At 64.4% G+C, this 2857-nt stretch carries 2 protein-coding genes; both read left to right on the top strand.

Features of this window, described 5'->3' with window-relative positions:
• The coding region (locus tag NP534_RS26500; RefSeq protein ID WP_274100699.1) for an NCS1 family nucleobase:cation symporter-1 at window positions 1–1463 on the top strand (1463 nt) is incomplete at its 5' end.
• 45 nt (window positions 1464–1508) lie between these two features.
• Window positions 1509–2792, top strand: a complete 1284-nt coding sequence (locus NP534_RS26505; RefSeq protein WP_274100700.1) for a Zn-dependent hydrolase — start codon at window positions 1509–1511, stop codon at window positions 2790–2792.
• The last annotated feature ends 65 nt before the right edge of the window (window positions 2793–2857 follow it).

The raw sequence follows: 2857 nt of genomic DNA on the forward strand, positions 1-2857 counted from the left end.
AGCAGGAAGGCCTGTTCGAGCTGGAGGCGGGCAGTGACGTGCTCGACAGCCCGCGCTACAACCACGACATCGCGCCCACCAAGGTGCACCAGCGCACCTGGAACAAGTGGCATATCACCGCCTTGTGGGTAGGCATGTCCATCTGCGTACCCACCTACACCCTGGGCGGTGTGCTCACGGCCTACTTTGGCCTGAGCGTGGGCGAAGCGTTGCTGGCGATCCTGCTGGCCAACCTGATCGTGCTGATCCCGCTGACCCTCAACGCGTTCCCCGGCACCAAGTACGGCATCCCCTTTCCGGTGCTGCTGCGTTCCTCGTTCGGCATCCTTGGCTCCAACGTGCCGTGCTTGATCCGCGCCGTCGTCGCCTGTGGCTGGTTCGGCATCCAGACGATGTTCGGCGGCCTGGCCATTCACCTGTTCCTCGGTTCGATGTTCGATGGCTGGAAGGCCCTGGAGGGCACCGGTGAGGTGATTGGCTTCATGATCTTCTGGGCCCTCAACCTGTGGGTGGTGCTGCGCGGGGCGGAGTCGATCAAATGGCTTGAAACCCTGTCAGCGCCATTGCTGGTGGCGGTCGGCATCGGCCTGCTGGTGTGGGCACTGCCGCACATGTCGATGACCGAGTTGCTGGCGCAGCCGCCCAAGCGGCCCGAGGGCGCCAGCGTGGTCAGTTACTTCTGTGCCGGGCTCACCGCCATGGTCGGTTTCTGGGCCACGCTGTCGCTGAACATTCCCGATTTCAGCCGCTACGCGAAAAGCCAGAAGGACCAGATCCTGGGGCAGATCTTCGGCCTGCCGCTGACCATGTTCCTGTTCGCCGCCCTGGGTGTGGTGCTGACCGCCGCTTCGGCGTCGCTGGTGGGCGAAACGGTGTCGGACCCGGTCAGCCTGATCGGCAAGATCCAGAGCCCAGGCTGGGTCGCCCTGGCCATGGCACTGATCGTGATTGCCACACTGTCGACCAACACTGCGGCGAACATCGTGTCGCCAACCAACGACTTCCAGAACATCGCCCCACGCCTGATCGGGCGTAGTCGCGCGGTGTGGCTGACCGGCTTTATCGGCTTGGCGCTGATGAGTCATGAACTGCTCAAGAAACTGGGCTTGATCGTTTCCGACCTGAGCCTTGAGAGCGTCTATTCCAACTGGTTGCTGGGCTATTCGAGCCTGCTTGGGCCCATTGCCGGGATCATGGTGGTGGACTACTTCCTGATCCGTCGCCAGCGTCTGGACCTGGCCGGGCTGTACCGTGACGACGTGTATCCGGCCTGGAACTGGGCGGGGTTTGCGGCCTTCGCACTTCCGGTGGCGCTGACCGTCATGGCCATCGGCAACAGCAGTTTCAGCTGGTTCTACGACTACGGCTGGTTCACCGGTTCGCTGCTGGGTGGGGCGCTTTACTACGTCCTCGGCGGCGTGGCGGCGCGCAGCCCGACGCGGCTGGCCAAGCCTTTGCCGTGACCGCTTGCCAGTACCGACAACTAGAAATGCCTGAGGAGAACGACCATGACCCCAGCCAAGCAAGTGCTGCATTCCACCCAACGCCACGTCGACAGCGCGCGCCTGTGGCAATCGTTGATGGACCTGGCCCGCCTCGGCGCCACTGCCAAGGGCGGCGTCTGCCGCCTGGCGCTGACCGACCTCGACCGCCAGGCCCGTGACCTGTTCGTCCAGTGGTGCGAGGCGGCCGGTTGCAGCGTCAGTGTGGACGCGGTCGGCAACATCTTTGCCCGCCGCCCGGGGCGCAACCCCAAGCTGCCCCCGGTGATGACGGGCAGCCACATCGATACCCAGCCCACCGGCGGCAAGTTCGATGGCTGCTTCGGGGTGATGGCTGGGTTGGAGGTGATCCGTACACTCAACGACCTGGGCGTGGAAACCGAAGCACCGCTGGAAGTGGTGGTGTGGACCAACGAGGAAGGTTCGCGCTTTGCGCCCTGCATGATGGGCTCGGGGGTGTTTGCCGGTAAGTTCACCCTGGAAGACACCTTGGCCAAGCGCGATGCCCAGGGCGTCAGTGTTGGCGAGGCGCTCAACGCCATCGGCTACGCGGGCCAGCGCGCCGTGCCAGGCCACCCGGTGGGGGCTTATTTCGAAGCGCATATCGAGCAGGGGCCGATTCTCGAAGACCAGGCCAAGACCATCGGCGTCGTGCTTGGGGCCTTGGGCCAGAAGTGGTTCGACCTGACCTTGCGCGGTGTAGAAGCCCACGCAGGCCCGACGCCCATGCACCTGCGCAAGGATGCCCTGGTGGGGGCGGCGGCGGTGGTCGAGGCGGTCAACCGCACCGCCCTTGGCCATCAGCCGCATGCCTGTGGCACGGTGGGTTGCTTGCAGGCCTACCCTGGGTCGCGCAACGTGATTCCGGGTGAGGTGCGCATGACCCTGGATTTTCGTCACCTTGAAGGTGAGCAGCTGGATGCGATGATCGCCGAGGTGCGTGGGGTGATCGAAAGTACCTGTGCCAAGCATGGCCTGGCGCATGAGCTGACCCCCACGGCGGATTTCCCGGCGTTGTACTTCGACAAGGCGTGTGTCGATGCGGTGCGTGATTCGGCAGATACGCTGGGGCTGGCGCACATGGATATTGTCAGCGGCGCCGGGCATGACGCGATCTTTTTGGCTGAGCTGGGGCCGGCAGGGATGATTTTTGTGCCGTGCGAGAATGGCATCAGCCATAACGAAATCGAGAATGCCACGCCGGAGGATCTGGCGGCGGGGTGTGCGGTGTTGTTGCGGGCGATGCTGGCGGCTTCGGAGGCGATTGCCAGTGGGCGGTTGGCGGCTTAAAGCTGCTAGGCCCTTGGTTTGAGGTTTCAGCGCCCATGAGATCGAGCGCCGCGCGGGCGGCGCCC

Origin of the sequence: Pseudomonas sp. 39004 (genome assembly GCF_028682155.1) — a bacterium.
In the GTDB taxonomy this organism is placed as follows: domain Bacteria; phylum Pseudomonadota; class Gammaproteobacteria; order Pseudomonadales; family Pseudomonadaceae; genus Aquipseudomonas; species Aquipseudomonas capeferrum.

Excerpts from the sequence above, each read along its gene's own strand:
- NP534_RS26505 (WP_274100700.1), top strand. The coding sequence starts at position 1,509 with ATGACCCCAGCCAAGCAAGTGCTGCATTCCACCCAACGCCACGTCGAC.